This is a genomic window from Nocardioides sp. P86, assembly GCF_023712465.1.
Classification (GTDB): Bacteria; Actinomycetota; Actinomycetes; order Propionibacteriales; family Nocardioidaceae; genus Nocardioides; species Nocardioides kribbensis.
On sequence record NZ_JAMAYE010000001.1, the window covers coordinates 37,698 to 64,399 of the forward strand.

At 75.9% G+C, this 26,702-nt stretch carries 22 protein-coding genes; all 22 read right to left on the reverse strand.

Annotated elements, in window-relative coordinates; genetic code table 11:
* Positions 1-48 precede the first annotated feature (48 nt).
* A complete protein-coding gene (gene fmt, locus M3673_RS00200; protein ID WP_251530705.1) occupies positions 49-1,023 on the reverse strand; it encodes a methionyl-tRNA formyltransferase in 975 nt (324 codons plus the stop codon).
* Between the two features lie 184 nt (positions 1,024-1,207).
* Positions 1,208-1,753, reverse strand: coding sequence for a peptide deformylase (gene def, locus M3673_RS00205; protein WP_251530707.1), 546 nt, complete (start codon positions 1,751-1,753; stop codon positions 1,208-1,210).
* 140 nt (positions 1,754-1,893) lie between these two features.
* Positions 1,894-3,993 (reverse strand): primosomal protein N', encoded by a 2,100-nt coding sequence (locus tag M3673_RS00210; protein ID WP_251530709.1) that lies wholly within the window; start codon positions 3,991-3,993, stop codon positions 1,894-1,896.
* 154 nt (positions 3,994-4,147) lie between these two features.
* The gene (metK, locus tag M3673_RS00215) at positions 4,148-5,344 is read right to left on the reverse strand and encodes a methionine adenosyltransferase (protein WP_193664112.1); all 1,197 of its coding nucleotides are present in this window, start codon (positions 5,342-5,344) and stop codon (positions 4,148-4,150) included.
* A gap of 123 nt (positions 5,345-5,467) precedes the next feature.
* Entirely contained in the window at positions 5,468-6,781 is a 1,314-nt protein-coding gene (gene coaBC / locus M3673_RS00220; RefSeq protein WP_251532750.1) for a bifunctional phosphopantothenoylcysteine decarboxylase/phosphopantothenate--cysteine ligase CoaBC, read from the reverse strand.
* 7 nt (positions 6,782-6,788) lie between these two features.
* Positions 6,789-7,124 carry a DNA-directed RNA polymerase subunit omega gene (gene rpoZ, locus M3673_RS00225; RefSeq protein WP_056862795.1) on the reverse strand — a complete coding sequence of 112 codons (336 nt, stop codon included), beginning with the start codon at positions 7,122-7,124 and terminating at the stop codon, positions 6,789-6,791.
* Positions 7,125-7,152: 28 nt separating this feature from the next.
* On the reverse strand, positions 7,153-7,722 hold the full coding sequence (gene gmk, locus M3673_RS00230; protein WP_056862999.1) for a guanylate kinase: 570 nt from the start codon (positions 7,720-7,722) through the stop codon (positions 7,153-7,155).
* Between the two features lie 65 nt (positions 7,723-7,787).
* On the reverse strand, positions 7,788-8,114 hold the full coding sequence (gene mihF / locus M3673_RS00235) for an integration host factor, actinobacterial type (RefSeq protein ID WP_056862998.1): 327 nt from the start codon (positions 8,112-8,114) through the stop codon (positions 7,788-7,790).
* Positions 8,115-8,246: 132 nt separating this feature from the next.
* A complete protein-coding gene (locus M3673_RS00240; protein WP_251530711.1) occupies positions 8,247-8,723 on the reverse strand; it encodes a hypothetical protein in 477 nt (158 codons plus the stop codon).
* A gap of 46 nt (positions 8,724-8,769) precedes the next feature.
* Positions 8,770-9,618, reverse strand: coding sequence for an orotidine-5'-phosphate decarboxylase (gene pyrF / locus M3673_RS00245; protein ID WP_251532752.1), 849 nt, complete (start codon positions 9,616-9,618; stop codon positions 8,770-8,772).
* 20 nt (positions 9,619-9,638) lie between these two features.
* Complete coding sequence (locus M3673_RS00250) at positions 9,639-10,577, reverse strand: tRNA-dihydrouridine synthase (protein WP_251530713.1); 939 nt, start codon at positions 10,575-10,577, stop codon at positions 9,639-9,641.
* A complete protein-coding gene (locus M3673_RS19465) occupies positions 10,574-11,506 on the reverse strand; it encodes a hypothetical protein (protein WP_251530715.1) in 933 nt (310 codons plus the stop codon). The genes M3673_RS00250 and M3673_RS19465 overlap by 4 nt, the downstream gene beginning before the upstream one ends.
* The gene (locus M3673_RS00260) at positions 11,503-12,576 is read right to left on the reverse strand and encodes a quinone-dependent dihydroorotate dehydrogenase (RefSeq protein ID WP_251530717.1); all 1,074 of its coding nucleotides are present in this window, start codon (positions 12,574-12,576) and stop codon (positions 11,503-11,505) included. The genes M3673_RS19465 and M3673_RS00260 overlap by 4 nt, the downstream gene beginning before the upstream one ends.
* Positions 12,577-12,583: 7 nt before the next feature.
* Positions 12,584-15,925 (reverse strand): carbamoyl-phosphate synthase large subunit, encoded by a 3,342-nt coding sequence (gene carB / locus M3673_RS00265; protein ID WP_251530726.1) that lies wholly within the window; start codon positions 15,923-15,925, stop codon positions 12,584-12,586.
* A gap of 1 nt (position 15,926) precedes the next feature.
* The gene (gene carA / locus M3673_RS00270; RefSeq protein ID WP_251530728.1) at positions 15,927-17,111 is read right to left on the reverse strand and encodes a glutamine-hydrolyzing carbamoyl-phosphate synthase small subunit; all 1,185 of its coding nucleotides are present in this window, start codon (positions 17,109-17,111) and stop codon (positions 15,927-15,929) included.
* A 130-nt stretch (positions 17,112-17,241) separates the two neighbouring features.
* The gene (gene hrpB / locus M3673_RS00275; RefSeq protein ID WP_308196066.1) at positions 17,242-20,001 is read right to left on the reverse strand and encodes an ATP-dependent helicase HrpB; all 2,760 of its coding nucleotides are present in this window, start codon (positions 19,999-20,001) and stop codon (positions 17,242-17,244) included.
* A gap of 759 nt (positions 20,002-20,760) precedes the next feature.
* The gene (locus M3673_RS00280) at positions 20,761-22,074 is read right to left on the reverse strand and encodes a dihydroorotase (RefSeq protein WP_193664166.1); all 1,314 of its coding nucleotides are present in this window, start codon (positions 22,072-22,074) and stop codon (positions 20,761-20,763) included.
* Positions 22,071-23,051, reverse strand: a complete 981-nt coding sequence (locus M3673_RS00285) for an aspartate carbamoyltransferase catalytic subunit (RefSeq protein ID WP_193664168.1) — start codon at positions 23,049-23,051, stop codon at positions 22,071-22,073. Before M3673_RS00285 ends, M3673_RS00280 begins: the two co-directional genes overlap by 4 nt.
* Positions 23,048-23,662 carry a bifunctional pyr operon transcriptional regulator/uracil phosphoribosyltransferase PyrR gene (pyrR, locus tag M3673_RS00290; RefSeq protein WP_193664170.1) on the reverse strand — a complete coding sequence of 205 codons (615 nt, stop codon included), beginning with the start codon at positions 23,660-23,662 and terminating at the stop codon, positions 23,048-23,050. The genes M3673_RS00285 and pyrR overlap by 4 nt, the downstream gene beginning before the upstream one ends.
* Before the next feature lie 154 nt (positions 23,663-23,816).
* Positions 23,817-24,833: an NADPH:quinone reductase gene (locus tag M3673_RS00295; protein WP_251530730.1), complete on the reverse strand. Its 1,017-nt coding sequence runs from the start codon at positions 24,831-24,833 to the stop codon at positions 23,817-23,819.
* Between the two features lie 90 nt (positions 24,834-24,923).
* Positions 24,924-25,856 carry a hypothetical protein gene (locus M3673_RS00300; RefSeq protein ID WP_193664174.1) on the reverse strand — a complete coding sequence of 311 codons (933 nt, stop codon included), beginning with the start codon at positions 25,854-25,856 and terminating at the stop codon, positions 24,924-24,926.
* Between the two features lie 631 nt (positions 25,857-26,487).
* A complete protein-coding gene (locus tag M3673_RS00305) occupies positions 26,488-26,697 on the reverse strand; it encodes an I78 family peptidase inhibitor (protein ID WP_193664176.1) in 210 nt (69 codons plus the stop codon).
* Positions 26,698-26,702 lie beyond the last annotated feature (5 nt).

Consider the following 26,702-nt stretch of genomic DNA (forward strand, 5'->3'; position numbering starts at 1 on the left):
GCCGCCCCGGGGCCGTGCCGCCCGCCGCGCGCCGGTCGGCCGCCCCGCTCACGCGGTCGGCTCGGCGCCGGGGGCGGCGCTGGCGTCGGGGACGTCTGCGGGCGCGCCGAGCCGGGCGCCGCTCTCGAGACGCACCCCGCGGGCCCAGTCGGCGGCGCGCATCTGCTTCTTGCCGAAGGCCTTGACCTCGCCGAGGCTGACCGCGTGGGTGCCGGTGCCGACGACGACGTGGTTCTTGCCGACAACGATCTCGCCCGGCGGCAGCGCTCCGTCGGTGATCTCGACGGGCCCGATCTTGATCCGCTCGCCCTCGAAGGTCGACCACGCACCCGGCCCGGGGGTGCAGGCCCGGATCCGGCGGTCCACGGCGGGGGCCGGCTCGCGCCAGTCGACCTCGGCGTCCTCGACGAGGATCTTCGGGGCCAGGCTGACGCCGTCCTCGGGCTGCTCGCGGGCGACGAGCGAGCCGTCCTCGATCCCGTCGAGGGTCGCCACGAGCAGTCCGGCTCCGCCCTCGGCGAGGCGGCCGAGCAGGTCGCCGGCGGTGTCGGTGGGGCGGATCCGCTCGGTCATCACGCCGAAGGTGGGGCCGGCGTCCATGGCCTTGACGATGCGGAAGGTCGTGGCGCCGGTGACCTCGTCGCCGGCCCACACCGCGTGCTGCACGGGGGCCGCCCCTCGCCAGGCCGGGAGGCAGGAGAAGTGCAGGTTGACCCAGCCGTGGGGCGGGATGTCGAGGGCCGACTGGGGCAGCAGGGCGCCGTAGGCCACGACCGGGCAGCAGTCGGGGCGCAGCGCCCGCAGGGCCTCCTGGAAGTCGGGGTCGCGCGGGTGCTCGGGCTTGAGCACCGGCACCCCGAGCTCGACGGCGCGCTGGGCGACGGGGCTGGCGGTGAGCCTGCGGCCCCGTCCGGACGGCGCGTCGGGCCGGGTGACGACGCCGACGAGCTCGTGGCCGGAGGCCGCGACGGCCTCCAGGGACGGGACGGCGACCTCGGGGGTCCCGGCGAAGACGACTCTCACTGCTCTCCTCAGGTGGTGACGGTGCGCGACGGGTGCTCACCGCCGGTGTGGCTCGTGGTGTGGCTCGTGGTGCGGATCGTGCTGTGGCTCGTGCTGTGGCTCGTGCTGTGGCTCGTGGTGCGGATCGTGGGAGTGGACCGCGGCGGGGTCGGAGGACGGGTCGCGCCGGGGCCCGTCGGCCCGGCTAGAGGCCGAAGCCCAGGGTGGCGTGGGGGCTGACCTTGACGGTGGGGCGCTCCAGGCCGAACCACTCCGCCTCGCGGATCTCGCGCATCGCGGCCTTGCGGGCGGCCTGGTCGAGACGGTCGACGAAGAGCACCCCGTCGAGGTGGTCGGTCTCGTGCTGGATGGCGCGGGCCAGCAGGTCGCTGCCGTGGACGGTGACCGGCTCGCCGTGCATGTCGAAGCCGCGCGCCACCACCGAGAGCGCGCGGGTGCACTCGAAGGACAGGTCGGGGATCGACAAGCAGCCCTCGAGACCGTGCTGCTCCTCCTCCGACAGCTCGAGGCGCGGGTTGACGAGGTGACCGAGCTCGCCGTCGACGTGCCAGGTGAAGACGCGCAGCCCGACGCCGATCTGGGGCGCCGCGAGCCCGGCCCCCGGCGCCTCCACCATGGTGTCGGTGAGGTCGGCCACGAGCTTGTGCAGCTCGCGGTCGAAGTCGACGACCTCGAGCGCCGGCTTGCGCAGCACGGGGTCACCGAAGAGGCGGATGGGCTGGACGGCCACGGGACTCCTTGGCGGGGCGACGGATGTGCGGTCGGTCGGCGGTGGATCGGTGGTGGACCGGTGGTGGACCGGTGGCCGTTCACGACCGTCGCCCACCTCCACCGTCGACGTCCCAGTCTAGGCCCGCCGCGTCGGGCCCCCTAGCCGAGGCTGGGCGGGTCGACCTGGATGCGGACCGGGTCGAGCTTGCGCGAGGACCGCAGGCGCTGGAGGTCGCCGAGGGCGCGCGAGAGCTCCGGGCCGCGGTGGCGCGGGACCCTCACCACGACCCGCTCGGGGTGGTCGGGACCCTCGCCCTCCGGCACCGGCCCCAGCACCTCCGCGCCCTCGGGGGCGGCGAGGAGCACCAGGGCGTCGTCGACCGCCCCCGCCGGCCCCGAGATCGTCGCCAGGCGCGAGGCGGGCGGCAGGTGGGCGCTACGACGCTCCTCGGCCTCGCGCTCGGCGAAGCCGGCGGGGTCCCACCGGACGAGGGCCTGCAGCGCTGGGTGGGCCGGGTCGCCGACGGCCAGGGCCCGACCGCCCGGCGCCACCAGGCCCACGGCGTTGGCCCAGCGGCGCAGCGCCTCCTCGGTGGTGCGCAGGTCGGTGCGGGCCAGGGCCAGCCAGGTGTCGAGCAGGACCACCGCGGCGTAGCCGCCCTCGGCGACGGGCTCGGCCCCGGGGGTGGCCACCACGATCGCCGGGCGCGCCTCGACCCGGGCGAGCACCTCCCCGCCGGCCGACGAGGTGCGGACGCGGGTGCCGGGGAAGGAGCGCCCCAGCTCCTCGGCGGTGCGGGCGTCGCCGACCACCGGCGCACGCAGCCCCCGGTGGCCGCACTCGGGGCACGCCCACCCCGGCGCGGGCGTCGCGCACCACCGGCAGGCCGGGGGGTCGGCCGCGCCACGCAGGTGGAGGGGGCCGGAGCACACCGCGCACCGCGCCGGCGTGCGGCAGCGCTCGCAGGCCAGCGAGGCGGCGTAGCCACCTCGCGGCACCGAGACGAGCACCGGCCCCGAGCCGAGCGCGTCACGCACCAGGTCGCGCACCTGGGTCGGCAGCCGCGCGGTGCGGGCGTGGGGGTCGCGGCGCAGGTCGTGCTCACTGGCCCCGGCCACGGTCACCGTGACCGCCCGGCGCAGCGTGCCGCGGTCGGCGACGAGCTCGCGCGCCCACCCGGTGCGGACCAGGTGGTCGCCCTCCACGGTGCGCGTGAAGCCGCCGACCAGCGCGGCCGAGCCCTGCTCGGCCGCGCGCAGCAGCAGCACCTCGCGGGCGTGGGGGTAGGGCGCCCGCTGCTCGGCGTGGTTGTCGTCGCCGTCGTCCCAGATCGCCACCAGGCCGGGGCGCGCCACGGGCGCGAAGGCCGCGGCGCGGGTGCCGACGGCGATCCGGCGTGAGCCCCGGGAGAGCTGGAGGAAGGCGCGGTAGCGCTGCGCCGGACCGGTGTCGGCGGTGAGCACGGCGTGCTGCGGGGGGAGCCCGGCGGCGGCGGCGGCCCGCTCGAGGGCCTCGGCCACCCGCGCGACGTCCTTGCCGTCGGGCAGGCAGAGCACCGCTCCCCCGGGCGCGCCGAGCGCCGCCAGGGCCAGCAGGTGCGGCCAGTCGGCGCCGGGTGGCGGGCCCCAGACCGCGCGGGGGGCCCCGCCCTCGGCGAGGTGGGCGAGGAAGGCCGCGCCGTGGGGGTGCTGGGCCCACGCCTCACGGCCCTGGGCGCCGAGGGCGGACACCGCGGCCGGGGGCAGCGGGGCCAGGTCGCCGGAGGGCTCCTCCCCGACGGCCTCCTTCTCCGCACCGGCGTGGCGCGGGGGCACGGCGAGGCGGAGGACGTCGGCACGGGCTCCGGCGTAGCGCTCGGCCACGGCCGCGGTCAGCGCCGCGACGCCGGGCAGCAGCACCGGCTCCGGGCTGACGACGCGGCGCAGCGGCTGGAGGACGCCGGGGTGGTCGGAGGAGGCGGCGCGCTCGACGAGGAAGCCGTCGACGTCGTGCCCGGCGAAGCGCACCTTGACCCGGACCCCGGGGCGAGCGTCGTCGGCCATCGCGGCCGGCACGGCGTAGTCGAAGGGACGGTCGAGGTGGGCCAGCGGCACGTCGACGAGCACCCGGGCGACGGGGTCGACCTCGGCGATCTCCACCTCGCGGCGCTTGCGCTCGCGGGTGGCGCGCGCCTTGGCCTGCGACTCCTTCAGCGTGGCGCGCACCAGCCCCGGCAGCAGCTCGGGCTGCTCGTCGCGGCGGGGGTCGGCAGGGGGCACGGGCAGATGTCTACCAGCGTCCGCCGACCGGCCCGTCGGCCCTCGACCGCCCGTCCACAGACACAGCCACGGACACAGCCACGGACGCAGCGCACCCGCCGGCCTCGAGGGGCCGGCGGGTGCGGGTGGTGCAGGAGTCGTGCGGGGTGCGGGCTCAGGCGCCGACGGCGGCCTTGAGGGCCTCGGCGCGGTCGGTGCGCTCCCAGGTGAACTCCGGGAGCTCGCGGCCGAAGTGGCCGTAGGCCGCGGTCCTGGCGTAGATCGGGCGCAGCAGGTCGAGGTCGGCGATGATCGCGGCCGGGCGCAGGTCGAAGACGCTCAGCACGGCCTGCTGGATCTGCTCGTCGGGCACGGTGCCGGTGCCGAAGGTCTCGATGAAGACCCCGACGGGCTGGGCCTTGCCGATCGCGTAGGCGACCTGGGCCTCGCAGCGGCGGGCCAGGCCCGCGGCCACGACGTTCTTGGCCACCCAGCGCATGGCGTAGGCCGCGGAGCGGTCGACCTTCGAGGGGTCCTTGCCCGAGAAGGCGCCACCGCCGTGGCGGGCCATGCCGCCGTAGGTGTCGACGATGATCTTGCGACCGGTCAGGCCGGCGTCGCCCATGGGGCCACCGACGACGAAGCGGCCGGTGGGGTTGACCAGGAGGCGGTAGCCCTCGGAGGAGATGTCGAAGGCCGAGAGCACCGGGTCGATGACGTGCTTCTTGACGTCGGGCTGGAGCACGGTGGCGAGGTCGACGTCGTCGGCGTGCTGGGTGGAGAGCACGACGGTGTCGATGCGCACGGGTCGGTTGTCGGCGTCGTACTCGATGGTGACCTGGGTCTTGCCGTCGGGGCGCAGGTAGTCCATGGTGCCGTCCTTGCGGACCTCCGAGAGCCGCTCGGAGAGCGTCTGCGCGATCTTGATCGGCAGGGGCATCAGCTCGGGGGTGTCGTCGCAGGCGTAGCCGAACATCAGGCCCTGGTCGCCCGCGCCCTGCTTGTCCATCGCGTCGACGGACTCCTCCAGGCGCGACTCGTAGCCGGTGTCGACGCCCTGGGCGATGTCGCCGGACTGTCCGCCGATGGCGACCATCACGCCGCAGGTCTCGCCGTCGAAGCCCTTGTCGGAGTGGTCGTAGCCGATGCTCAGGATCCGGTCGCGCACGACCTTCTTGATGTCGACGTAGCCGGTGGTGCTGACCTCGCCGGCCACGACGACCAGGCCGGTCGTCAGCAGCGTCTCGACCGCGACCCGCGAGTGGGGGTCCTGCTCGAGCATCGCGTCGAGGATCGAGTCGCTGATCTGGTCGGCGATCTTGTCCGGGTGACCCTCGGTCACGGACTCCGAGGTGAACAGACGTCCGGGCACAGTGCTTCTCGCTCTCGTAGGAAGGGTGCTGCGGGCAGTGCTGGTGGTGCGCGCAACGATAACGACCGTCCCACAGTGCGGGACGCCGGTCTCAGTTGTACGCCGGGACCGGTCGGGTGCGGCTCACCCGGGGGGCTGGCCGGGGCCCGGCGGCCGGTCGGGTGGGACCGGGCCGAGCCGGAGCGCCACCTGGTCCCAGACGGCGTGGGCCAGGTGGGCCTTGGAGCCGTGGCCCACCTCCACGGCGGCGCCGTCGGCGGCCAGGACCACGGCGTCGTTGTCGGGGCTGCCGAAGACCGCTCCCCCGCTGACGTCGTTGACGACGAGCAGGTCGCAGCCCTTGCGGGTCAGCTTGGCCCGCGCCAGGTCGAGCACGCCGGAGTGGGCGTCGCCGGTCTCGGCGGCGAAGCCGACCACGACGCCGGGCCGGGTCGGACCGACGGGTCGGGCGGCCACCTCGCGCAGGATGTCGGGGTTCTGCACCAGCGCGATCGGCGGGGCAGCGCCGTCGTCGGACTTCTTGATCTTCGCCGTGCTGACCTCGGTGGGCCGGAAGTCGGCCGGGGCGGCGGCCATGACGAGCGCGTCGGCGCCCTCCGCGGCGGCCAGGACCGCCTCGCGGAGCTGGGCCGTCGTCTCCACGCGCACGACGCGGGCTCCCGCGGGGTCGGGCAGCGTGGCGTTGGCGGCCACCAGCGTCACCGAGGCCCCCCGCGCCACGGCGGCGCGGGCCAGGGCCCAGCCCTGGAGGCCCGAGGAGCGGTTGCCGAGGAAGCGCACGGGGTCGAGCGGCTCGCGGGTGCCGCCGGCGGAGACGACCACGCGGCGACCGGCGAGGTCCTGGGCCGGCGCGGCGTCGCCGGAGCGGGCGAGCACCTGCACGCACGTCTCGAAGATCTCGCCGGGGTCGGGCAGCCGGCCCTTGCCGGTGTCGGCGCCGGTGAGGCGACCCTCCGCCGGCTCCAGCACCAGCACGCCGCGCGAGCGCAGCGTCGCGACGTTGGCGACGGTGGCGGGGTGCTCCCACATCTCGGTGTGCATCGCGGGGGCGAGCACCACCGGGCAGCGCGCGGTGAGCAGCGTGTTGGTGAGCAGGTCGTCGGCCAGGCCGTGGGCGGCGCGCGCCAGCAGGTCGGCGGTGGCGGGGGCGACCACGACGAGGTCGGCGGACTTGCCGATGCGCACGTGGGGCACCTCGTGGACCGAGGTCCACACGTCGCTGGCCACCGGCTTGCCCGACAGCGCCGACCAGGTGGGGGCGCCGACGAACTCCAGCGCCGCGGCGGTGGGGACCACGGTGACGTCGTGGCCCGACTCGGTGAGCCGGCGCAGCAGCTCGCAGGCCTTGTAGGCCGCGATGCCGCCGGCGACGCCGAGGACGACGCGAGGCCGCTCCCCATCGTGGGGGGCGGCCTCGTCGGTGGTGCTGGTGCTCAGGGGAGGATCACTCGTCGCCGGGCGCGAAGGACGCGTCGAGGGCGGCGGCCTTGGCAGCGGCCTCCTCGGCGGCGAGCTCGGCCGGGTCGACGTCCTCGCAGGTCAGCAGGTCGTCGTTGATCTCGCGCAGCGCGATCGACAGCGGCTTCTCCTGCACGTGGGTCTCCACGAGGGGGCCGACGTACTCCAGCAGGCCCTCGCCGAGCTGGGAGTAGTAGGCGTTGATCTGGCGGGCGCGCTTGGCGCTGTAGAGGACCAGCTTGTACTTGCTGTCGGTCTTGGTGAGCAGGTCGTCGATCGAGGGGTTGGTGACGCCCTCGGCGGCGATGTTGGGAGCAGACACGCGGAAGCCTCGCTGGGGTTGGAACGGGTCAGGGCCGGTCGGGCCGTGACGGCTCCTGCTGGAGCATCATCAAGGTTACCAAGTCGTCGGCCGCAGCGTGAACTTCGTGGTTGACGACGGTGACGTCGAACTCGGGCTCGGCGGCCAGCTCCTCCTGCGCGGTCTCCAGGCGCCGCTCCCGCTCCTCGGCGGTCTCGGTGCCCCGTCCGACGAGCCGGCGCACCAGCTCCTCCCAGGAGGGGGGCTTGAGGAAGACGAAGAGGGCCTGCGGCATGGTGCGACGCACCTGGCGCGCGCCCTGGAGGTCGATCTCGAGCATGGCCGGCCGGCCGGCGGCCAGGGCCTCCTCGACCGGTCCGCGCGGGGTGCCGTAGCGGGCCCGCTTGTGGACCACGGCCCACTCCAGCAGCTCGTCCTCGGCGACCATGCGGTCGAAGGCCTCGTCGGAGACGAAGCGGTAGTGGACCCCGTCGACCTCGCCCGGGCGGGGCGCCCGGGTGGTGGCCGAGACGGAGATCCACACGTCGGGGTGCATCTCGCGCACCGCGGCGGCCACGGTGCCCTTGCCGACGGCGGTGGGGCCGGCGAGCACGAGCAGCCGCGTGGGCGGGCCGTCGGGGGCGACGGGGGTGGCGGTGGAGGTCTCGGGGGGCGTGGCGGCGCTCACGTGGCGTCTCGGGGGCCGAACTCGCGCTCGAGCGCGGCGACCTGCTTGATGCCCAGCCCGCGCACCCGGCGGCTCTCGGCGATGCCGAGCCGCTCCATGACCTGGCGGGCGCGCACCTTGCCCAGCCCCGGCAGCGACTGGAGCAGGTCGACGACCCGCATCTTGCCGATCACCTCGTTGGTGCTGCCCTCGCGCAGCACGTCGACGATGGAGGCCCCGGAGTTCTTCAGCCGGTTCTTCACCTCCGCCCGCTCACGGCGCGACGCGGCGGCCTTGTCGAGAGCGGCCTGACGTTGCTCGGGCGTGAGGGGAGGGAGAGCCACGGGTGAGAGGTCCTTGATCGACGCGACGGTGGAGGGGGCCAGGGTCAATCTAGTCAGAACTCTCAGACGGCGGCAACGAGGGGCGGCTGACCCCGGGCCGCGTGCTGCACCCGCGGGCTCCCGTCGACCCGCTCACAGGTAGAGCGGGGTCTGGCACACGTCGCGCACCTGCTGCTCCACGCTGGCCAGGGCCTGCACGGTGGCCGGCGAGGCCAGGTCGTCGGCGGCCGCGGTGATCCGGGCGCGGTCGTCGTCGGAGAGGTCGTCGGGGGGCTCGTCGGGATCGTAGTCCTCGGGGGCGACGTCGGCGGTCTCCAGCGCGTCGCGCAGCGCCTCCAGCCTGCCGACGACCTGCTGCCACTCGTCGGCCACGTCGTCGGGGGCGCTGGCCTGGAGCGCCTCGAGCTCGGGCAGGACGCCGATGAGGGCGCCGGGCCCGCCGTCGGCGACGGCCTCGGTGATCGCCTCCTGGCTCTCCCCCACCGTCTCGCAGTAGTCCGGCTCGGCGCACCCCGCGGCCAGGAGCGCCCCGGCCAGCGCCAGCACGAGCGGAGCGCGCCGCAGGAGCTGGGACCGGCGACGGCGGCGTACGACGGTGGAGGGGCTCACGGCGCCGAACCTAGCCCGGCGGCCCACCGACGGCGCGGGCACGCGCTCAGCCGAGCGCGGCGAGCGCGTCGTGGGTGCGTGCGACGGCGTCGCGCAGCGCCACGGGGTCCGGGCCGGCGGCGAGGACCTCGCGCGAGGAGCTGGGCAGCACCAGGCGCGCCGCGGGGCCGAAGACCCGCCGCAGGTCGGCGACCGTGCCGCCCTGGGCGCCGAAGCCGGGGGCGAGCAGGGGGCCGCGCACGTCGAGGTCCTCGGCGGTCGGGTCGACGGTGGCGCCGACGACGGCGCCGAAGGAGCCCAGCGCGTCGTCGTCGACGCCGGCGTTGAGCGCACGGAGGTGGTCGAGCACGACGCCGGCCACGCTGCGGCCGTCGGGCGCCGTGGCGTGCTGCACCTCGGGGCCCTCGGGGTTGGAGGTCAGCGCGAGCACCAGGAGCCCGGCGCCGTGGGCACGGGCGGTCTCCACGAAGGGGGTCAGCGAGCCGAAGCCGAGGTAGGGGCTCACCGTCACCGCGTCGCTGGCCAGCGGCGAGGACGGGTCGAGGTAGGCCTCGGCGTAGGCCTGGGAGGTGGAGCCGATGTCGCCCCGCTTGGCGTCCATCAGCACCAGGGCGCCCGCCTCGCGGGCGGTGGCGACCACGCGCTCGAGCACCGCGACGCCGCGCGACCCGAAGCGCTCGAAGAACGCCGACTGCGGCTTGAGCACCGAGCAGTACGGCGCCAGCGCCTCGGTCGCCGACAGCGCGAAGCGCTCCAGGCCGGCCACGTCGTCGTCGAGTCCCCACGCGCGCAGCAGCGCCGCGTGGGGGTCGATGCCGACGCAGAGCCGGCCGCGGGCCGCCGTCGCGGCCTGCAGGCGGGCGCCGAACGGCGCGGGGGTCGTGCGGGCGGCCATGGAATCGGTCGTGCGGTCGGTCACGGGCGGTCTCCCGGTGCGGGGGTCGGGTCGTAGGTCGGGTCGGAGGTCGGGTCGGAGGTCGGGTCGGAGGTCGGGTCGGAGGTCGCAGCGACGGCCGGGTCGTCGGCCAGCTCCCGGACGATGCGCGCGGCCGCGGTGGGGTCGTGCAGCAGGGCCGAGCCGACCTGCACCGCCGTGGCGCCGGCGCGCAGGTGGGCGCGGGCGTCGGCCGCGGTGGCGATGCCTCCGGCGCCGACGACCTGGAGACCGGGCAGGGCCGCGCGGACCTCGGTGACGCAGCGCAGGGCGAGGGGGCCGATCGCGGGTCCGCTGAGGCCCGCGGGCCGGCCGTCGGGCATGGCCGCGGGCAGCGCGTTGCCGACCACGACCGCCGCGGCGCCGGAGTCGCGGGCCACGCGGGCGGTCTCGACCACGCGCTGCAGGTCGGGGCGCAGCTTGGCCAGCACCGGGAGCCCACGGGGCAGCTCGCGCAGCACCGCGGCGATCGCCCCGCCGGCGTGGAAGGGCTCGCGCGCGTCGAGCACCCCGGCCACGACGGCGTCGGGCGCCGAGAGGTTGACCTCGATGGCGGCGACACCGGGTGCGCTGGCCAGGCGGCGCGCGATCTCGGCGTACTCCCCCAGGGAGCGGCCGGCCACCGACACCACGACGCGCGCCCCCTGCTGCACCAGCCAGGGCAGCTCGGTGGCCAGGAACAGGTCGAGGCCGGGGTTGGGCAGGCCGGTGGCGTGCAGCAGCCCGGCCGGCGACTCCAGCAGCCGCGGCGCGGGCCCGCCGGGGCGCGGGTCGCGGGTGAGGGTGCGGGTGACGAAGGCGCCGTAGGCCGAGAGCCCGGCCGGCCCGGAGTAGCCGGCCAGCTCGCGCCCGGTGCCGCCGCAGCCCGCGGCGACCATGACGGGGCCGGCGAGGGTGATGCCGCCCAGCGAGGTGCTCACCACGCACCACCGACGGGTCCGGGCAGGTCGCGGTCGGGACCGTGGCGCCGGTCGAGATCGAGGTCGAGGTCGTCCCAGCGCACGCGGTCGCCGCGCAGCACCGGGCCGTCGACGCAGGCGCGCGCGGTGCGGGCGACGCCGTCCTCGCCGACCACCGGCACGGGGCAGCCGTGGCACAGGCCGGTGGCGCAGGTCAGCGGCTGCTCGAGGGCGACCTGGCTCCAGGCGCCGTGCTCCTCCGCGGCCAGCGCCACGGCGTGCAGCGTGGCCGCCGGGCCCGCGGCGTAGACGACCTCGGCGCCCGCCCGGCGCAGCGTCTCGGGCACGACGTCGCCGACGCGCCCGCGCACGCCCACCGAGCCGTCGCCCGTGACCACGACCACCGAGCGCGCCGAGCGTCGCGCCTCCAGCGCGGAGAGCAGCCGCGGCTCGTCGGCGGCGCCGACCACGAGGCTGACCGCGCAGCCCCGCTCGCGCAGGCGCTCGGCGAGCGGGAAGAGCGGCGCCGCGGCGTAGCCCTCGCCGACCAGCACGGTGGCCACCGGCTCCTTCGGCAGGGCGAAGGGCCGGCCCAGCGGGCCGGTCACCGGGAGGCGCGCGCCGGGCTGCAGCCCCGCCAGCCAGCCGGTGCCGCGCCCCACCGGCTCCACGACGACCTGGAGCGCCAGCCCGTGGCCGCCCACCGGACGCACCTGGTGGATCCACAGCGCGCGGCGGCCCAGCAGGTGGTCGCCGAGGGTGCCGACGGAGGCGGCGAGGAAGGTGCCGGGGCGGAAGCGCTCAGCGACGCCGGGCGCGAGCAGCGTGAGGTGCTGGTAGGCGCCGACCCGCTTGGTCGCGAGGACCTCGGCCGTGGTGTGCACCGGTCCCTGCGGCGGGCTCTGGCGACCGGGCTGCGTCGCCGGCGGGACGGGGGCGGCGGGGCTCACGCGGGGGCGTCCCCGGAGCCGGCGAGAGCGCCGGCCACCCGCCGGGGCCACGCCGGGCCCTCGTAGACGAACGCGGTGTAGGCCTGCACGAGGTCGGCCCCGGCGGCCAGGCGGGCCGCGGCGGCCTCCGGGCCGTCGATGCCGCCGACCCCGACCAGCGTCAGGTCGTCTCCGACCCGACCGCGCAGCAGCCGCAGCACGGCCTCGGCGCGCGCGGCAAGCGGGGCGCCGGAGACGCCGCCGGCGCCGAGCGCGGCGACCTCCGCGGCGGGGGTGCGCAGGCCCTCGCGGGAGATCGTGGTGTTGGTGGCGATCACCCCGTCGAGCACCTCGTCGCGCCGACCGGCCACCGCCAGGTCGGCCACGGCCAGCACGTCGTCGTCGGCGAGGTCGGGGGCGATCTTGACCAGCAGCGGCACCCGGCGCCCGGGCGTGGCGCGGTCGGCGACGCGGCGTACGTGGGCCAGCAGCGGCTCGAGCCGCTCCACGGCCTGCAGCGAGCGCAGCCCGGGGGTGTTGGGCGAGCTCACGTTGACCACGAGGTAGTCGGCGTGGGGCGCCAGCAGCGAGGCGCTGCGCTCGTAGTCGGCCTCCACCGCGCGCTGGTCGTCGTCGGGCACGACCTTGGACTTGCCGATGTTGACGCCGAGGACCGGTCCGCTCCCCCGCGGCCGGCGTACGGCGCGCCGGGCCAGGCGCTCCGCCACGGCCCGCGCGCCCTCGTTGTTGAAGCCCATGCGGTTGAGCACGGCGCGGTCGGCGGTGAGCCGGAACAGCCGCGGCGCCGGGTTGCCGGGCTGGGCCAGCCCGGTGACGGTGCCGACCTCGACGTGGCCGAAGCCGAGGCCCGCGAGCGCGTCGACGCCCACGGCGTTCTTGTCGAAGCCGGCCGCCAGGCCGAGGGCGTTGGGGAACTCCAGGCCCATCGCCCGCACCGGGGCGCCGGGCGACGGGAGCCGGGAGACCAGCGGCGCCCCGGCACGGATGCCGGCGAAGCCGAGGTGGTGGGCCCGCTCGGGGTCGATGCGCGTCGCGACGTGGTTGAAGAGCAGCGCGTAGGGCTTCACCACGGGGGTCTCACCGGCCCCGCTGCGACTCGTGCTGGGTGACCTGGGCCCACTCCTGCAGGCTGCGCACCCCGATGTCGCCACGGCGCATCGCCTCGATGCCCTGCACGGCCGCGCCGAGGCCCTGGACCGTGGTGATGCACGGGACGTTGGCCATGACCGCGGCGGTGCGGATCTCGTAGCCGTCGAGGCGGGCCTGACCGCCGCCACCGGCGCCGTAGGGGGTGTTGACGATGAGCTGGATCTCACCGTCGTGGATGAGCTGGACGGTGGTCTTCTCCCCCTGCGGGCCCGGGCCCTCGAAGTGCTTGCGCACGACGGTGCAGGCCACGCCGTTGCGGCGCAGCACCTCGGCGGTGCCCTGGGTGGCGAGGATCTCGAAGCCGAGGTCGGCGAGCACCTTGACCGGGAAGATCATGGAGCGCTTGTCGCGGTTGGCCATCGAGACGAAGACCTTGCCCTCGGTGGGCAGCGGGCCGAAGGCCGCGGCCTGCGACTTGGAGAAGGCCGTGCCGAAGTCGCGGTCGAGGCCCATCACCTCGCCGGTGGACTTCATCTCCGGGCCGAGCACGGTGTCGACCTGGGAGCCGTCGGCGGTGCGGAAGCGGTTGAAGGGCATGACCGCCTCCTTGACCGCGATGGGCTGGTCGGGCGGGAGGCTGCCGCCGTCGCCCTCGGAGCGCAGCACCCCGGCGGCGCGCAGCGAGGCCACGCTCTCGCCGAGCATGATCCGCGCGGCGGCCTTGGCCAGCGGGGTCGAGGTCGCCTTCGACACGAAGGGCACGGTGCGCGAGGCGCGCGGGTTGGCCTCGAGGACGTAGAGGATGTCGGAGCCCAGCGCGAACTGGATGTTGAGCAGGCCGCGCACGCCCACGCCCGCGGCGATGGCCTCGGTGGCCTCGCGGATGCGGGCCACCTCGTGCTCGCCGAGGGTGATCGGGGGCAGCGCGCAGGAGGAGTCGCCGGAATGGATGCCGGCCTCCTCGATGTGCTCCATGACGCCGCCGAGGTAGAGCTCGGTGCCGTCGTAGAGCGCGTCGACGTCGATCTCGACGGCGTCGTCGAGGAAGCGGTCGACCAGCACGGGCGCGGCGCGGCTGATGAGGCCGGCGGCGACGTACTTCTCCAGGTAGGCCCGGAGCGACTCGTCGCCGTAGACGATCTCCATGCCGCGCCCGCCGAGCACGTAGGAGGGCCGCACGAGCACGGGGTAGCCGATCTCGGCGGCGATGCGCTGGGCCTCGGGGAAGGAGGTGGCGGTGCCGTGCTTGGGGGCCACCAGACCGGCCTCGGCGAGCACCCGCCCGAAGGCGCCGCGCTCCTCGGCCAGGTCGATGGCGTCGGGCGAGGTGCCGACGATCGGCACGCCCGCGGCGGCCAGGCCCTGGGCCAGGCCGAGCGGGGTCTGGCCACCGAGCTGGCAGATGACGCCGGCGACGGGACCCGCGGCCATCTCGGCGTGGACGACCTCGAGCACGTCCTCGAGCGTGAGCGGCTCGAAGTAGAGCCGGTCGGAGGTGTCGTAGTCGGTGGAGACCGTCTCGGGGTTGCAGTTGACCATGACGGTGTCGTAGCCGGCCTCGGAGAGCGCCAGCGAGGCGTGCACGCAGGAGTAGTCGAACTCGATGCCCTGGCCGATGCGGTTGGGCCCGGAGCCGAGGATGACCACGGCCTCGCGCTCGCGCGGCAGCACCTCGGTCTCCTCGTCGTAGGAGGAGTAGTGGTACGGCGTGGCCGCCGCGAACTCCGCGGCGCAGGTGTCGACGGTCTTGTAGACCGGGCGGATGCCCAGCGCGTGGCGCACGCCGCGCACGACGTCGGCGCTCATGCCGCGGATCTTGCCGATCTGGGCGTCGGAGAACCCGTGCCGCTTGGCCCGGCGCAGCAGGGCCGGGGTGAGCTCCTCGGCCGCGGTGACCTCGACGGCGACCTCGTTGATGAGGGCGAGCTGGTCGACGAACCACGGGTCGATGCCGGTGGCCTCGAAGATCTCCTCGGGCGTCGCGCCGGCGCGGATGGCGTCCATGACCTTGCGCAGACGACCGTCGTGGGGGGTCGCGATGACCTCGAGCAGCGCGGCCTTGTCGAGCTCGACGTGCTCCTGGTGCCAGTCGAAGACGGCGTCGGTGGACTCCAGGGAGCGCAGCGCCTTCTGCAGCGACTCGGTGAAGCTGCGTCCGATCGCCATCGCCTCGCCCACCGACTTCATGTGGGTGGTCAGGGCCGGGTCGGCGCCGGGGAACTTCTCGAAGGCGAAGCGCGGCACCTTGGTGACGACGTAGTCGAGGGTGGGCTCGAAGGAGGCCGGGGTGCTGGTGCCGTCGGGGCGGGTGGTGATGTCGTTGGGGATCTCGTCGAGGGTGTAGCCGATGGCGACCTTCGCGGCGATCTTGGCGATCGGGTAGCCGGTGGCCTTGGAGGCCAGGGCGCTGGAGCGCGAGACGCGGGGGTTCATCTCGATGACGACGAGCCGTCCGTCGCGCGGGTTGACGGCGTACTGGATGTTGCAGCCGCCGGTGTCGACGCCGACCTCGCGGATGATGCCGATGGCCATGTCGCGCATGTGCTGGTACTCGCGGTCGGTGAGCGTCATCGCCGGCGCGACCGTGATGGAGTCACCGGTGTGCACGCCCATCGGGTCGAGGTTCTCGATGGAGCAGATGATGACCACGTTGTCGGCGGTGTCACGCATGACCTCGAGCTCGTACTCCTTCCAGCCGAGGATCGACTCCTCGAGGAGCACCTCGGTGGTCGGGCTGGCGGCCAGGCCGGAGCCGGCGATGCGGCGCAGGTCGGACTCGTCGAAGGCTATGCCCGAGCCGGTGCCGCCCATGGTGAAGGAGGGCCGCACGACGATGGGGTAGCCGAAGCGCTCGACGGCGGCGAGGCAGTCGTCCATCGTGTGGCAGATCATCGAGCCCGCGACCTCGCCGCCGAGGTCCTCGACGATCCCCTTGAACACCTGGCGGTTCTCGCCGCGGTCGATGGCCTCGATGGAGGCGCCGATGAGCTCGACGTCGTACTTCTCCAGCACCCCGGCGGCGTCGAGCGCCATCGCGGCGTTGAGCGCGGTCTGGCCCCCGAGGGTCGCCAGCAGGGCGTCGGGACGCTCCTTGGCGATGACCTTCTCCACGAACTCCGGGGTGATCGGCTCGACGTAGGTGGCGTCGGCGAACTCCGGGTCGGTCATGATCGTGGCCGGGTTGGAGTTGACCAGGACGACGCGGATGCCCTCGTCCTTGAGCACCCGGCAGGCCTGGGTGCCGGAGTAGTCGAACTCGCAGGCCTGGCCGATGATGATCGGCCCGGAGCCGATGACCAGGACGCTCTTGATGTCCTCGCGCTTGGGCATGTCAGTTGCCTCCCGTGCTCGCGGCGGTGGCGGGCCCGGCGGCGGACCGGCCCCGGGACTGCATGAGGTCGACGAAGCGGTCGAAGAGGTACGCCGCGTCGTGCGGGCCGGCCGCGGCCTCGGGGTGGTACTGCACCGAGAAGCCGAGCAGGTCGCCGTCGGGCGAGCGCAGCTCGAGGCCCTCGACGACGTCGTCGTTGAGGCAGACGTGGCTCACCGAGGCCGGGCCCCAGCGGGTCGCGAACGCCTCGTCGTGGCCCACGCCCTCGGGCCAGGCCACGGCGAAGCCGTGGTTGTGGGCGGTGACCTCGACCTTGCCGGTGGTGCGGTCCATCACGGGCTGGTTGATGCCGCGGTGGCCGTAGACCAGCTTGAAGGTGCCCAGGCCCAGGGCCCGGCCGAAGAGCTGGTTGCCGAAGCAGATCCCGAAGTACGGCACACCCGCGTCGAGCGCGGCCTGCAGCAGCTCGACCTGGCGGGTGGTGGCCGCCGGGTCGCCGGGGCCGTTGGAGTAGAAGAGTCCGTCGGGGCTCACCGCGAGCACGTCCTCGAGGCTCGAGGTCGCCGGCAGGACGTGCACCTCGATGCCGCGCTCGGCCATGCGGTGGGGGGTCATCGTCTTGATGCCGAGGTCGAGGGCGGCGACCCTCAGCCGGCGCTCGCCGACCGCGGGCACGACGTAGGCCTCGGTCGTCGAGACCTCGCCGGCCAGCTCGCTGCCGGCCATCTCGCCCGAGGCGCGCACGCGCTCGAGCAGGGCGGCGGGGTCGCTCTCGGTGGTGGAGATGCCCACGCGCATCGCCCCCCGCTCGCGCAGGTGGCGGGTCAGGGCGCGGGTGTCGACGCCGGAGATGCCGACGACGCCCTGGGCGGCCAGCTCCTCGTCGAGGGTGCGGCGGCTGCGCCAGCTGCTCGGCACGCGGGCGGGGTCGCGCACGACGTAGCCCGCCACCCAGATGCGGCGGGACTCGGGGTCCTCGTCGTTGACGCCGGTGTTGCCCACGTGAGGGGCGGTCATCACGACGACCTGGCGGTGGTAGGACGGGTCGGTGAGCGTCTCCTGGTAGCCGGTCATGCCGGTGTTGAAGACGGCCTCGCCGAAGGTCTCGCCCTCGGCTCCGAAGGCCTCGCCGTGGAACGTGCGGCCGTCCTCGAGGACGAGCACCGCGGGGGCATGCGTGGGCACGCCGTACCTCCTTCTCCGCCTCACGGGACGGATCGTTAAAGGATGTTCGAGCGGCGCCGAGCCTAGCAGCGGACGGACCGTGGCCCGGTGCGGTGTCCGGGCCGTGGCGCGTCCCCGGGCCCGGGCCGGGTCAGCGGCGCCGGCCCGTGCCCCGGGTGGCGGGCGCGGTCCAGGGGTCGTCGGGCCAGGCGTGCTTCGGGTAGCGACCACGCAGCTCGGCGCGCACCGCGGGGTAGCCGGTGGTCCAGAAGGACGCGAGGTCGGCGGTGACCGCCACCGGGCGGCGGGCCGGGGAGAGCAGGTGCACCAGCACGGGCACCCGCCCGTCGGCCACCCGCGGGGTCTCGGCCCACCCGAAGGCCTCCTGCACGCGCACGGCGAGCACCGGCTGGTCCCCCCCGTAGTCCAGGCGCACCGCCGACCCGCTGGGCACCGTGAGCCGCTCGGGCGCCAGCTCGTCGAGACGCCCGGCCTGCGGCCAGGGCAGCAGCCGGCGCAGCGCGCCGAGGACGTCGACACGGGCCAGGTCGCGGGCCGTGCGCACGCGGGCCAGCTCCGGGCCCAGCCACGACTCCGCGGACTCCAGCAGGGCGGCGTCGGAGACGTCGGGCCACGGCTCCCCCACCGCGGTGCGCAGGAAGACCAGTCGTCGGCGCAGGGCGTGCGCGGCCTCCGACCAGGGCAGGGCGGCGAGACCGTCGCGGCGCAGCCCGTCGCGCACCGCGGCCGCGACGAGCTCGGCGGGCGGCCGGGCCAGGGTGCTGCTGGCCAGCTCGACGGCCCCGAGCCGGGTCACCCGGCGGGCCCGCACCCGACCCTGCTCCCAGCGCACGTCGTCCTCCTCGCGCCACACCGGCGCGGCCGCCTCGAGCGCCAGGTCCTCGTCGAGCGGGGCCGCGGAGCGCACGGTGGCGTCGCGCTGGCCCGGGCGGCGGTCGACGCCCGCCACCGCGAGCCACTCCAGCCCGCGCAGGGCCGACTCGCCCCGGCCCAGCACCGCCCCGGTGCCGCCGACCATCACGTAGGCCTCCGAGCCGGCCCGCTTGCGGGCGATCCGGTCGGGGTGGGCCAGGGCGACGACCGCGCCCACGGCGAGGTCGTCGGTCATCGCCGGGGCCGCGGCGCCGCCACCGTGGTCGGCGGGCAGGGAGGCCCGCAGCCGCTCGGCGGTGGTGCGCCACGCGGCCGAGGCCGGGCCGCCCCGGCGTACGGCACGCAGCGCCGCGACCAGGTCGCCGCCGGGGACCCGGACGTCGTCGGCCAGGAGGGCCACCACCTCGGCGGCCCGGCGGGCCCCCACCGCCGCGGCGCCGTCGAGCAGCGCCCGCGCCAGCCGCGGGTCGGCGGGCACCCCGGCGATCGCGCGGCCACGAGCGGTGACGGCTCCGGCGTCGTCGACGGCGCCGAGGCCGGCGAGGGTGGCACGGGCCAGCGCGAGCGGACCGGGCGGGGGCGGGTCGAGGAGGGCGAGGCCGGCGCCGTCGGGGACGCCCCACACGGCGAGCTCCAGGGCGAGGGCCGTGAGGTCGGCGGTGAGGATCTCCGGCTGCGGGTGGGCCTCGAGGTGGGCGTGCTCGGCCTCCGACCAGCAGCGCAGCACCGCCCCGGCGGCCTCGCGGCCGGCGCGTCCGGCCCGCTGCTCGGCGGCGGCGCGGCTCACCCGCACCGTGACGAGGCCGGCCAGACCGCGCGCGTGGTCGGTGCGCGGCTCCCGCGACAGCCCGGCGTCGACCACCACGCGCACCCCCGGCACCGTGAGCGACGACTCCGAGACCGCGGTCGACACCACGACGCGGCGGCGCTCCCCCGGGCTCAGCGCGCGATCCTGCTCGACGGCCGGGAGGCGACCGTGCAGCGGACGGACGTCGACCCCGGCGGCGGCAGCCGCTGGCGCGAGCCGGCGCACGACGCCGTCGACCTCCGCGACGCCCGGCAGGAAGACCAGCACGTCGCCCGGGTGCTCGGCGAGCGCGACGCGGGTCGTCGCGGCCACGTGGTCGAGGAAGGCCGGGGTCACCCCGCGGTCGTCGGCGCGGCGCACGGCGGGCGGTGGCGGGCACCAGCGACGCTGCACCGGGTGGAGCGCGCCGGGCACGTCCACCACCGGCACGGCGGTGCTGACGGCGCCGGGCGACCCCGCACCTGCGCCGCGCGGGGCGCCCTCGTCGCTGGTGGCGCCGCCGTCGCTGCTGTCGCTGTCGTCGTCGCCGTCGCTGCTGTCGCTGTCGTCGCTGTCGTCGCTGTCGTCGCCGGGATCGTGGTGCGACGGCACCGCGCCCGTGCCGTCGGACGCGTCCGTGGGGTGGTGGGCCTCGGGGTGGTGGGCCTCGGGGTGGTGGGCCTCGGGGCCGAGGAGCGCGGCCGTGCGGGTCGCCTCGACGGTCGCGGACATCGCCACGAGCAGCAGGTCCTCGCGCAGGTTCTGCCGGACGTCGACGAGCAGGGCGAGCGTCAGGTCACCGTCGAGGTGGCGCTCGTGCACCTCGTCGAGCACCACCGCCCCGACCCCGGGCAGGTCGGGGTCGCGCTGGAGCCGCCGCAGCAGCACCCCGGTGGTGACCACCTCGACCCGCGTGGCGGGTCCGGCGCGTCGCTCGCCCCGCACCGTGTAGCCGACCGTCTCCCCCACGGGCTCACCGAGCAGGTGGGCCAGACGCCGGGCCGCGGCGCGTGCGGCGATGCGGCGCGGCTGGGTCACCACGACGCGACCGCCCCCGCCGCCCAGGAGGTCGGCGACCAGCGGCGGCACCAGGGTGGTCTTGCCGGTGCCGGGCGGCGCCTGCACCACCGCGGCGCCGTGGTCCTCCAGTGCGACACGCAGCGCGGGCAGTCCCGCCACCACCGGGAGGTCCGGCGGGTGGGCCAGCAGTCGCCGGATCGGGTCGCTCACCGGCACAGTGTCTCGCGCCGCGCGACCGGGACGGGCCTCCCGTCGGTGAGGCCCTCCCCGCGGAGCCGTGCTCGGGTCGACCGCACGCTCGGCCGATCCGCCACGTCAGCGGCGCCGGCTCCGCCGCACGAGGGGCCGCAGCCGTCGCGGAGGCGGCGGCCCACAGCCCGCGGCCGCACGCTCGGCCGTTCCGCCACGGCAGCGACGCCGGATCCGCCGCGCGAGGGGCCGCAGCGGTCGCGGAGCCGGCGGCCAGCAGCCCGCAGCCGAGAACCACGATCTGGTTGAACGAACGTTCGATCAACCCGCGCGCCGACTGGCGCACCCTCGGCCGCACGCTCGGCCGTTCCGCCACGGCAGCGACACCGGCTCCGCCGCACGAGGGGCCGCAGCGGTCGCCGAGACGGCCGCCAGCAGCCCGCAGCAGCAGACCACGATCTGGTTGAACGAACGTTCGATCAACCCGCGCGCCGGCCGGCGCCGTATCCGCCACACGGCCGGGGGCCCAGAGGCGCCGAGGCACCACGCTCCGGGTGCACGGACGTTCGACCCACCGCCCACCATCGCCACCGCCCTGACACGGACCCCGACGACGCGCACTCCACCGGCCGGCGAACCGCCCAGCCGGCGGCGGGCGACCGCGGGCCGGACGGACGCACCCTGATCGACCGGGGTCGGGACGCACCGCCGCCGGCCCGGGCTCATCGGGGTCCCGAGACGCTCGACCGGTCGGGGCGCCCGGTGTGGGGTCCGGCCGGCTCAGACCAGGGCGCCGTCGAGCACGGTCGGGGTGCCTCGCAGGAACGTCGCCACGACCCGGCCGGGCAGCTCCATGCCGCGGTAGGGGGTGTTGCGCGACAGCGACGCCGACGTCGCGGGGTCGACGACGCGGCGTACGGCGGGGTCGTAGAGCACGACGTTGGCCGGGGCGCCGACCGTGAGGGGCTGACCGTGCTCGGCGAGGCGGCCGATCCGCGCGGGCGCGGCCGACATGCGCTCGGCGACGCCGGCCCAGTCGAGCAGCCCGGTGTCGACCATCGTCTCCTGCACGATCGACAGCGCGGTCTCGAGGCCCAGCATGCCGAAGGCCGCCGCGGCCCACTCGCAGTCCTTGTCCTCGTGGGGGTGCGGGGCGTGGTCGGTGGCCACGACGTCGATCGTGCCGTCGGCCAGTCCGGCGCGCAGCGCCTCGACGTCGGCCGCGGTGCGCAGCGGCGGGTTGACCTTGTAGATCGGGTCGTAGGTCGCGGCGAGCTCGTCGGTGAGGAGCAGGTGGTGGGGGCACACCTCGGCGGTGACTTCCCAGCCGCCCTCGCGCGCGGCGCGAGCCTTGGCCTCGCGCACGATCTGCACCGACCCGGCGGTCGACACGTGGCACACGTGCAGCCGCGAGCCGACGTGGGCGGCCAGCAGGCAGTCGCGGGCGATGATCGCCTCCTCGGCCACCGCCGGCCAACCGGTGAGGCCGAGGCGGCCCGAGAGCTCGCCCTCGTTCATCTGCGCACCCTCGGTCAGGCGCGGCTCCTGGGCGTGCTGGGCGACGACGCCGTCGAAGGCCTTGACGTACTCCAGCGCGCGCCGCATCAGCACCGCGTCGCTCACGCACCGGCCGTCGTCGGAGAAGACCCGCACCCGGGCGGCGGAGTCGGCCATCGCGCCGAGCTCGGCCAGCCGCTCGCCGGCCAGCCCGACGGTGACCGCGCCGACCGGGAAGACGTCGCAGTGACCGGCCTCGCGGCCCAGGCGCCACACCTGCTCGACGACGCCGGCGGTGTCGGCGACCGGCTCGGTGTTGGCCATGGCGTGCACGGCGGTGAAGCCGCCCATCGCCGCGGCACGGGTGCCGGTGTCGACGGTCTCGGCGTCCTCCCGGCCCGGCTCGCGCAGGTGGGTGTGCAGGTCGACCAGTCCGGGCAGCGCGAGGAGGCCGGTGGCGTCGACCACCGTCGCGCCGTCGGCCCCGGGGCCGGCGGCCAGGTCGGGACCGACCGCGGCCACCACGCCGTCGGCGAGCAGCAGGTCGGTGGTCTCGCCGCCGAGGATGGAGGCGTTGCGGAGCAGGTACGTCGTCACGCGGGTGCGCTTTCTGTCGGGAGGAGCGGAGCGTCGGCGGAGAGGTCGGCGCCACTGAGGAGGAGGTAGAGCACCGCCATCCGCACGGCCACGCCGTTGGTGACCTGCTCGACGATGACCGAGCGCGGGGAGTCGGCGACGTCGGCGGTGATCTCCATGCCGCGCACCATGGGGCCGGGGTGCATCACGATGGCGTGGTCCTGCAGCGTGGCCATCCGGCGACCGTCGAGGCCGTAGCGCCGCGAGTACTCGCGCGGGGTCGGGAAGAAGCCCCCGCTCATCCGCTCGCGCTGCACGCGCAGCATCATCACGGCGTCGGCCTTCGGCAGCACCGCGTCGAGGTCGTAGGACGTCTCGACCGGCCACGAGCCAACGCCCACCGGCATCAGCGTCGGGGGCGCCACGAGCGTGACCTCGGCGCCGAGGGTCTGCAGCAGCAGCGCGTTGGAGCGTGCGACCCGGCTGTGCAGGACGTCGCCCACGATCGCCACCCGCCGCCCGTCGAGACCGCCGCCGTCGGCCGCGCCGAGGTGGCGGGTGAGGGTGAAGGCGTCGAGGAGCGCCTGGGTGGGGTGCTCGTGGGTGCCGTCGCCGGCGTTGACCACGCTGGAGCGGACCCAGCCGGAGTGGGCGAGGCGGTGGGGTGCGCCGCTGGCGCCGTGGCGCACCACCACGGCGTCGGCCCCCATCGCCTCCAGGGTCAGCGCGGTGTCCTTGAGGCTCTCGCCCTTGGACACGCTGGAGCCCTTGGCGGCGAAGTTGATGACGTCGGCGCTGAGGCGCTTGGCCGCGGCCTCGAAGGAGATGCGGGTGCGGGTGGAGTCCTCGAAGAAGAGGTTGACCACGGTGCGCCCGCGAAGAGCGGGGAGCTTCTTGATCGGCCGGTCGGCCAGCGAGCGGAGCTCGGCCGCCGTGCGGAGCACCAGCTCCGCGTCGTCGCGGGTCAGGTCGGCCGCGCTGAGCAGGTGCCGCTTCACGCCCGCACCTCCGTGCCGCCGGTCTGGTCGCTCCGGCCGGGGGGCGGCCCGGTGATCGTGACCGCGTCGAGGTCGTCGACGCCCTCGAGTCTCACGCTGACGCGCTCGACCAGCGAGGTGGGCAGGTTCTTGCCCACGAAGTCGGCCCGGATGGGCAGCTCGCGGTGACCGCGGTCGACCAGCACGGCCAGCCGCACCGCGCGCGGGCGGCCGATGTCGCCGAGGGCGTCGAGCGCCGCGCGGATGGTGCGCCCGGAGAAGAGCACGTCGTCGACCAGCACCACGGTGCGCCCGTCGATGCCGCCGGGCGGGATCTGGGTGGGGAGCAGCGCACGGGCCGGCTTGAGGCGCAGGTCGTCGCGGTACATCGTGACGTCGAGCGAGCCCACCGGCACCTCGATGCCCTCGACCGCGGCGAGACGCTCCGCGATGCGCTGCGCCAGCGGCACGCCACGGCTCGGGATGCCCAGCAGGACGAGGTCGGCGCCGCCCTTGTTGCGCTCGAGGATCTCGTGGGAGATCCGGGTCAGGGCCCGGGCGATGTCACGGGCGTCGAGGACGACGCGGCCTCCGGCCGTCGGGTCGTCGGGTGCTGCAGGCTGGGCGCACACGGTGCCGCCGGACCTCCTTCTCCGCCTCACGGGACGGCTCGTTAAAGGATGTCGATCGGCGCCGACCCTAGCAGCCGCGGGGTCCGACGCCACGACGTCGGACCCCGCGGCCCGCAGGTGCTCCAGGGCTCCGGGCCCCGGGCCCCGGGGCGGCTCAGGCCTCGGCGATGTCGAGCAGGACCTTGCCGACGGCGCCGCCCTCGACCGCGTCGTGCGCGGCGCCCGTCTCCTCCAGCGGGTAGTGGTGCAGCGGCACGCCGGCCTCCGCACCCACGCGCAGGGCACCGGCGGACACGGCCGCGGTGACGTCCTCGGCGGCGGCCTGCACGAGGTCGGCGCCCAGGGTGTAGAGGAGCAGGCCCTGCAGGCGCAGGTTCTTGGCGAAGGTGGCCCGCACCGGCACGGTCGCCTCGGCCCCGCCGTTGTCGGCGTAGTAGGCCAGGGTGCCGCGGTTGCGGAGCACCTCGACGTCGAGGCCGACGTTCTGCGCCAGGGCCACCTCCACGACCAGGTCGACGCCCTCGGGCGCGACCGCGCGGATCTCGGCGGCGGCGTCCGAGGTGCGGTAGTTGACGATGTGGTGGGCGCCGGCCGCGCGGGCCAGGTCGGCCTTCTCCTCACCGCTGACCGTGGTGACCACGGTGGCGCCGGCCCAGACGGCCAGCTGGATCGCGGCGTTGCCCACCGCACCGGCCCCGCCGGCGACCAGCACGGTCTGTCCGGCCATCGAGCCCGGTGCCAGACGCGCGGTGGTCTCCCCCGCGGTGAGCGCCCGGTGGGCGGTGACCGCCGGGACGCCGAGGGAGGCACCGAGGTCGAAGGACGCGCCCTCGGGCAGCGGCACGACGCGCTCGGCGAGCTGCACGGTGTGCTGGGTCGACGTACCGAGGCCGCGACCCGACTGGGCCAGGACCAGCCAGACCCGGTCACCCACTGCGTGGGTGGTGACACCCTGGCCGACGGCGTCGACGACGCCGGCGCCGTCCTGGCCAGGGGCGACCTCGGTGAAGTCGCCGTTCATGCCGTTGGCGCGGAACTTCCAGTCCGTGGGGTTGACCCCCGCCCGCACCAGGCGGACCCGGACCTCGCCGGGCCCGGGCTCGGGCAGGTCGCGCTCGACGACCTCGAGGACGGAGGAGGGACCGGGCTTGCTGTAGACGACTGCTCGCATGGAGGGCGTAGCGCCCCGGGCCCGGGACTTGTTCCCGTGGAGGGCCTCAGGCCCCTGCGCCCCCGCGGCCGGTGGCGGTGTCCGCCGGGCTCACAGGGTCGCGGCCATGCCGGCGCAGGCGGTGAGCCAGGCGCGGCGCGTCTCCTGGGACAACCGGGCGTAGGGCACGACGGAGCCGGAGACGAGCGCCGGGTCGTAGGGCACGCGGTAGACCGCGCGGGTGCGCTGCTCGTAGACGTCGACGAGGTCGCGCGCCAGGGCCGCGTCGACCTTCGGGGAGGGGTCGGAGAGCACGGTCACCGTCTTGTGCTTGAGGTCGGGGTGACCGGCGTCCTGGAGGGCGTCGAGCATCCACAGCCCGCTGTAGCCGGTGTCCTCCCGCACGGTGCTGGTGACCACCAGCAGGTCGGCGGCCGCGGCTGCGGCCAGCCAGTTCTCGGCGCGCATGTTGTTGCCGGTGTCGACGAGCAGGATCCGGTAGAAGCGCTCGAGCAGCCCGTGGACGGCGGCGAAGTCGTCGGCGCGGATCGTGCCGGTGACGTCGGCCCGCTCGTCGGAGGCCAGCACGTCGAAGTGGGCGTCGCCCTGGGTGCGGACGTAGGACCCCAGGTCGCCGATGCGCGACTGCGCGACGTCGTCGAAGCGGCCGAGGTCGCCGAGCAGCTCCCGGGTGGTGTTGCGGTGGTGGCCGCGGGTGCCCCGGATGCCCAGCGTGCCCCGGGTCTCGTTGTTGTCCCAGGCCACGACTCCGCCGCCCCGCACGGTGCCGAAGGTGTAGCCCGCCGCCAGAACGCCGGTGGTCTTGGCGGCCCCGCCCTTGGGGTTGACGAAGGCGATGGTGCGCGGGCCCGAGAGCTCGCGCTGCACCGCGGCGCGGTCGCGCTCGTGGGCGGCCTCCGCGCGGCCCATCGCCGGGCTGAGGAGTCCACCGCTCCACCGCCGCACCCGTCCGCGCCAGCCCCACGTGGCCGGCCCGTGGTCGGCGACGTCGGCGCGGCGGTCGAGGAAGTCGGTGGCCGACATGAAGCGTCGCGGCTGCGCCGGTGCGCCGCCGGCGCCCGCCTCACCCGCGGTGGCCGGCGGGGCGGTCGGTGCCGGGCCAGCAGGCGGGCCAACGGGCGGGGAGGACGGTGGCGGGGCCGGCGAGGTGGCCGGGGAGGCCGGTGGTGGCGAGGTCGGCGTCCACTGCGGCGGACCCACGGCCGGCGGGGGGCCGGCAGGGGCTCGGTCGGCGTCCCTCACGGGGTCGGCCGACGGGTCGGACGGAGACACGTCGGGCGGAGTGGCCAGGTGATCGGTCAAGGGGTCGGTCAAGGGGTCACCCAGGGGGTCGGCCAGGTGGTCGGTGACCGGGGAGCCGTCGCCCGGGGGCGGGCCGCTGCGGTCGGGGGTCGGCGCACGGTCGGCGGCGTGGGCCGCGAGGTCCTCCGGCCGGTGGAGCCGGTCGCTGGTGTCGGCGGACTCGTGGCGCGACCCGGGCGGGGTCCCGGGCTGGGGCCCGAGCTGCGGTCCGGGCTGGGTCGCGGGCCGGGGGTCGTGCGGCTGCTGCTGCGTCATGGGTCCTCCGAGAGACGGGGCGTGCCGGTCTCCTTCCCTCGACCCGCCCGTGCCACACCCGCTCGTGCCGCGGCTGCCGGCGCCCTGGCCGTGGTGCCTAGCCGAGGGTGACCTCGACGACCACGTCGTCCTCGTCGAGGAGCAGGTTGACCCGGTCGGGGCGGAAGTCGAGGGTGCGCATCGTGCCCGGTCGCAGCAGGCGGTGGGGGCGGCCGGCGGCGTCGAGCTCGCCGACGGCGTCGGTGGCGGTGAGGCCGACGAGCCCGGTCGGCGGGGTCGGGTCGACCGGCGGGGGCGTGGAGGTCATCGCCC

Excerpts from the sequence above, each read along its gene's own strand:
- pyrF (WP_251532752.1), bottom strand. The coding sequence starts at position 9,618 with ATGGCCGCCCGCACGACCCCCGCGCCGTTCGGCGCCCGCCTGCAGGCC.
- carB (WP_251530726.1), bottom strand. The coding sequence starts at position 15,925 with ATGCCCAAGCGCGAGGACATCAAGAGCGTCCTGGTCATCGGCTCCGGG.
- M3673_RS00295 (WP_251530730.1), bottom strand. The coding sequence starts at position 24,833 with ATGCGAGCAGTCGTCTACAGCAAGCCCGGTCCCTCCTCCGTCCTCGAG.
- M3673_RS00300 (WP_193664174.1), bottom strand. The coding sequence starts at position 25,856 with ATGTCGGCCACCGACTTCCTCGACCGCCGCGCCGACGTCGCCGACCAC.
- M3673_RS00305 (WP_193664176.1), bottom strand. The coding sequence starts at position 26,697 with ATGACCTCCACGCCCCCGCCGGTCGACCCGACCCCGCCGACCGGGCTC.